A 5,566-nucleotide genomic window follows, 5' to 3' on the forward strand; every position below is an offset into this window, starting at 1 on the left:
GTGATCTCAGTACTGTTCATCGTTTTGCCATACTTGTAGTTTTAACTCATGCCAAAACCTTATGAATCAAAATATTTTGTATAAACATTTGAAATATACCTCAAATGCAGCATGAAATTTCTTTCCTAATATTGCTGAAGAATCTAGACATCTTTTTGAAATTATCGATTCAGGCTTTACATAATTATTCTTATTTTTCGACATTTTCAATATTTAAAAAATAGACTTTTTCATCAACTCAAAAATAGTGATTATCTAGCATAATATGAGCCAAACAAAATCTGACTACCTTTTCGGCATTCCTGCATACATTTTTTCAGCTGACTAAATAGGCAGCCGAGCTTTAATAAAAAAGCTCGATCCAAAGATGGAACATGTTTTTAAACCACTTGATATGATTTAACTGAGGTATACCTAAAAATTCTCGCCACTAATCAAATACAACAAAGGCAGGATTCAATGCCTGCCTTTATTTCAAACTAAAAATGCGTCAACACAAATTAATCAAGGAAACCTCTTAAACCTGCCGAACGACAAGGATGTCTTAATTTACGTAAAGCCTTTGCCTCAATTTGACGAATACGCTCACGTGTTACACCAAACTGACGACCAACCTCTTCTAAAGTATGATCAGATGGCATACCAATACCAAAACGCATTCTTAATACCTGGGCTTCACGCGGCGGCATTTCATCAAGAACATTATTAATCGCATTCTTCAAGCTTTCTGATGTAGCTGCTTCTGCAGGAACAACAATTGAGCTGTCCTCGATAAAATCCCCCAAATGTGAATCATCATCGTCACCAACAGGTGTTTCTAAAGATATAGGTTCTTTAGCAATTTTCATTACCTTGCGGATCTTATCCTCAGGTAAGCCCATTTTTTCTGCCAATTCTTCAGGAGTCGGTTCTCTCCCCTTTTCCTGCAACATCTGACGGGAAATACGATTTAACTTATTAATAGTTTCAATCATATGAACAGGGATACGAATAGTGCGAGCCTGATCTGCAATCGAACGTGTAATAGCCTGACGTATCCACCATGTAGCATAAGTAGAGAATTTATATCCGCGACGATACTCAAACTTATCAACCGCTTTCATTAAACCTATATTGCCTTCCTGAATTAAATCAAGGAATTGCAAACCTCGATTCGTGTATTTCTTGGCAATTGAAATAACCAAACGCAAATTCGCTTCGACCATTTCTTTTTTGGCTTTTTTGGCCATTGCATCGCCCATCATAACGCGACGAGATAAATCCCGTAAACGAGCAATAGAAATACCTGATTCAGTTTCTACTTCTTTTAAAGCATTAACGCATTCTTCAATTACAGGACGGTAATCCTTCAATCTGGCTACATAAGGTCTTTTACTTTTAAGCGCTTTATCAAACCAAGACATATCTGACTCATGTTCTGAATCAGTATAAAAAGCTTTTAACTCATCAAGCTTCATTCCGCAAATGTTAACTGCAACCTCACGAATTCTATGATCTTGATTTTTAACGCGATCCATCATGTCATGCATTTTACGCAATAAAGAATCAAGAACTTGCGGAACTAATCTGAATGTTGAAAACATTTCAGATAATTTTTGCAATTCCTGCTTATATTTCTTTACTGCAGCTGAACCTTTTTTCGCATGAGCAGCTACAACTTTTTCATATTGAATTCTAAGTTCCGTGAACTTTTGCTTTACAAGCTCAGGATCCGGACCTGAATCTGCCTGGGATGCAGAATCTTCATCTTCATCCTCATCAGAATCAGGGTCGTCTTCAACTTTAGACTTTTTACCCTTTTTAGCTTTACCCGTATTTTCTTCCTTTACATCATCTAACTGCACTTCAGCAGATTCTTCTTCATCAATTAATTTCTCAATATCCTCTTCAGTCTCGACACTATCATCAATATCAATATTGATCTCTTCTTTTGAAGGTTCGGAAAAGCCTACAACGATATCACCTAATCTGATTTCCGAATCAGGAGCTAACGCCTCATCATAGCGACGGAAGAGTTCTTCCATAGCAAGAGGATATTCAACGATGCACATTTGTACATCATTGGTACCGCGTTCAATACGCTTAGAAATTTCAATTTCGTCTTTTCTGGTAAGAAGCGAGACATTTCCCATCTCTCGCATATACATACGAACAGGATCTGTTGTTCTACCAATATCAACTGTACTGTCAAGCTGATTTGCAACAGTTTCTACGTCTTCTTCTGCAGCCTGAGAGCTATCACTTAATAAGATATCATCAGGATCCGGCGGAGTCTCACATACATTGATACCCATATCAATGAATGTTTGAATAAAAACAGAAAGTTGATCCCCGCTAATAATATCCGGCGGAATTAAATCGTTAATTTCTTCAATTGTAAGATAACCTTGCTCTTTACCTCGAGCAATCAACTGTTTAAACTCGGTACTTGCTGAATTATTATCCATGCTTTGAGCTTTCCGCTATAAATCTAGTTCTTATTTGACACAAAGGCGGGAAAGAGAACACCTCTTCCCCGCACAACATGTTATATATAGGAAATGAATCTGAAAAAAGCAAATTTATTTAATACATTTTTTCAGATATTTTTCCAAAACGTTTTAATCAAGGTTTACATCATCAGGAATTGAAGCGTTATGATAAACCTCCTGAACATCATCAAGATCTTCAAGAGCATCGATCATTCTCATAAATTTAACAGCGGTATCAGCATCTAAAGCTGCTTCAGTTGATGGAGTCATAGTAACTTGAGCATTGTCAGGCTTAATATTATTGTCATTAAAAGCATCGACAACCGAAGGAAAAGCCTCAGGTGAAGTATAAACATCAATTGATCCGTCTTCATTGGTCACAACGTCATCAGCACCGGCTTCAAGGGCAATGTCCATTGCTTTTTCTTCATCTATAGCCATTTTGCCGCTTTCATCAGGGATAAAGCTTACAACCCCTTTTTTAGTAAAGAGATAATTAACGGAACCGGTTGATCCTAAATTACCACCAAACTTAGTAAAAGCATGACGAACTTCTGATGCGGTACGATTGCGATTGTCTGTCATACATTCAACCATAACAGCGACACCGCCGACACCGTAGCCTTCATAAACTATGGTTTCAAGATCGGTTCCTTCGCCTCCGCCAACACCACGTTCAATAGCACGCTTAATAGTATCACGAGTCATATTCTGAGCCAAAGCAGCTACAACAGCAGAGCGTAAACGCGGATTACTGCTTTCATCTCCTCCGCCCATTCTTGCGGCAGTAGTAATTTCACGGATCAATTTAGTAAAAATCTTACCGCGCTTAGCATCCTGAGCAGCTTTACGAAAACGGATGTTAGCCCATTTTGAATGTCCTGACATGTTTATTCTTCTCCTTTAAAGACAGAATATTTAAATTCTGTTGATTAAATTCCAACTTAGAGCTATTGCTCCATATCTGTAATCGCAATTGCAAGCTCTTTTAATGCATCAGGTGAAGCTACGTTAGGAGCCTGTGTCATAAGACATGCAGCTGCAGTTGTCTTAGGGAATGCAATTACATCACGAATATTATCGGTACCGGTTAACAGCATTGTTACGCGATCAAGACCGAATGCAAGTCCTGCATGCGGAGGTGCACCAAAAGATAAAGCATCTAACAGGAAGCCAAATTTTTCTCGAGCTTCACTATCAGTAATACCTAAAACCTTAAATACGGCCTGTTGCATATTCTCATCATAAATACGTACTGAACCACCGCCGGATTCATAACCGTTAATAACCAAGTCATAAGCATCTGCATATACAGACATAGGATTTGCGATTAATTCTTCAGGTGTTACGCCAGAAGGGGCTGTAAAAGGATGATGCATAGCAGTAAGTCCGGCTTCCTCTGTCATCTCAAACATCGGGAAATCAATGACCCACAATGCTTTATAACCGTCAGCCACAAGCCCTTTATCCTTTGCTGTCTGTAAACGTAAAGCACCCATCACTGTTGAAATCTTGTTATGTTTACCAGCTCCGATAAAAACAATGTCTCCTGATTTACCGTTAGCCATAGTAACTAAAGAGATCAATTCGTCCGGTGTAACATGTTTGGCTATTGAGGAATGTAATCCTTCAGCCCCCTTTTCAAGATCGTTAACTTTAATCCAAATTAATCCTGAAGCGCCTAATTTTTTAACAAAATCAGTATATCCGTCAATCTCACGACGTGTCATTGCAGCTCCGCCTGGAACCGCAAAACCTACAACTCTTGAATCCGGATCGTTTGCAGGGGCTGATAAAACTTTGAATTCGCTGTTACGAACAGCATCACAAAGAGTATGGAGTTCATATGAAATACGCAAATCAGGTTTATCTGATCCAAAACGTTCCATAGCCTCATCGTAACGCATAACAGGCAACTTACCGAGGTCGTAGCCAGCTACTTCCTTAAATAAGCCAACCATCATCTCTTCCATAATGTCACGGACATCCTGAGACGTCATAAATGATGTTTCAACATCAATTTGCGTAAATTCAGGCTGACGGTCAGCACGCAAATCCTCATCTCTAAAGCACTTTACAATCTGATAATAGCGATCATAACCTGCAATCATTAATAACTGTTTAAATAACTGCGGAGACTGAGGCAATGCGTAAAACTTACCATGGTGAATACGAGAAGGAACTAAATAATCGCGAGCCCCCTCAGGAGTTGCCTTGGTAAGCATAGGAGTTTCAATATCCAAAAATCCGTGTGCATCAAGGAAATGACGTACATAACGAGTTATGTACGCACGTACGGTCATCTTATGAACCATTTCCGGCCTGCGTAAATCAAGATAACGATAACGTAATCTCTGTTCTTCAGTATTATCCTGATTAAAATCAATAGGAAGAGGCGCTGATTTATTAAAAATTGTCAAATCTGTAGCATAAACCTCAATTTCACCGGTGGCCATTTTACTGTTAACTTGATCAGCAGGTCTAGCCTTCACTGAACCGACCACTTTTATACAATACTCACCGCGTAAAGTTGAAGCTTTAGCGTGCAAATCGTGATTGTCAGGTTCAAAAACAACCTGAACAATGCCGCTTCTATCACGTAAATCAATAAAAATAAGACCGCCTAAATCACGACGTCGATTTACCCATCCGCACAAAGTAACCTGCTCACTAACATGAGCACTATTAACCTCTGCACAATAAAGTGAACGCATTGACATAAAAACCTCTTATCTCTTATGCGGACAATTGTCACATGAACAATGTGAAGCTGATGGATTGTGATCTGCAGATCTGCCGAACCAACCACTTCCTTTTAATTCAAACCCGGACAACGATATAAGTCTCTCCAATGATTCCTGTCCGCAATGAGGACAAACAACCAAACGAGGATCTTTAATTCCTTGTTTTACAGTAATTCTTTCATTACAATTTTTACATTTATATTCATAAACTGGCATTTTAAGCCTTCCGCTTATCAAGTAAAAATACTAAAAACGATATATTATAAAAAATTTCAGATCAATTTGCTGTAATTTTTTACAATCAAACAAAGTAACAGTATGGCAAAACGATCAAACTGATGGAGTTCACAA

Annotated in this window: 4 protein-coding genes; all 4 read right to left on the reverse strand. The window is 38.5% G+C overall.

The window, feature by feature from the left end:
- Window positions 1–500 precede the first annotated feature (500 nt).
- Entirely contained in the window at window positions 501–2,447 is a 1,947-nt protein-coding gene (gene rpoD / locus HMPREF9444_RS06275) for an RNA polymerase sigma factor RpoD (RefSeq protein WP_009143564.1), read from the reverse strand.
- A gap of 153 nt (window positions 2,448–2,600) precedes the next feature.
- Window positions 2,601–3,359, reverse strand: a complete 759-nt coding sequence (locus tag HMPREF9444_RS06280) for a YebC/PmpR family DNA-binding transcriptional regulator (protein WP_009143565.1) — start codon at window positions 3,357–3,359, stop codon at window positions 2,601–2,603.
- 62 nt (window positions 3,360–3,421) lie between these two features.
- On the reverse strand, window positions 3,422–5,185 hold the full coding sequence (gene aspS / locus HMPREF9444_RS06285) for an aspartate--tRNA ligase (RefSeq protein WP_009143566.1): 1,764 nt from the start codon (window positions 5,183–5,185) through the stop codon (window positions 3,422–3,424).
- Between the two features lie 15 nt (window positions 5,186–5,200).
- Window positions 5,201–5,431 carry an FmdB family zinc ribbon protein gene (locus tag HMPREF9444_RS10815; RefSeq protein WP_009143567.1) on the reverse strand — a complete coding sequence of 77 codons (231 nt, stop codon included), beginning with the start codon at window positions 5,429–5,431 and terminating at the stop codon, window positions 5,201–5,203.
- Window positions 5,432–5,566 lie beyond the last annotated feature (135 nt).

Source organism: Succinatimonas hippei YIT 12066 (genome assembly GCF_000188195.1).
Lineage (GTDB): Bacteria > Pseudomonadota > Gammaproteobacteria > Enterobacterales > Succinivibrionaceae > Succinatimonas > Succinatimonas hippei.

Bases quoted from the DNA above. Each gene is read 5' to 3' on its own strand.
- rpoD (WP_009143564.1), bottom strand. From the start codon at position 2,447: ATGGATAATAATTCAGCAAGTACCGAGTTTAAACAGTTGATTGCTCGA.
- HMPREF9444_RS06280 (WP_009143565.1), bottom strand. From the start codon at position 3,359: ATGTCAGGACATTCAAAATGGGCTAACATCCGTTTTCGTAAAGCTGCT.
- aspS (WP_009143566.1), bottom strand. From the start codon at position 5,185: ATGCGTTCACTTTATTGTGCAGAGGTTAATAGTGCTCATGTTAGTGAG.
- HMPREF9444_RS10815 (WP_009143567.1), bottom strand. From the start codon at position 5,431: ATGCCAGTTTATGAATATAAATGTAAAAATTGTAATGAAAGAATTACT.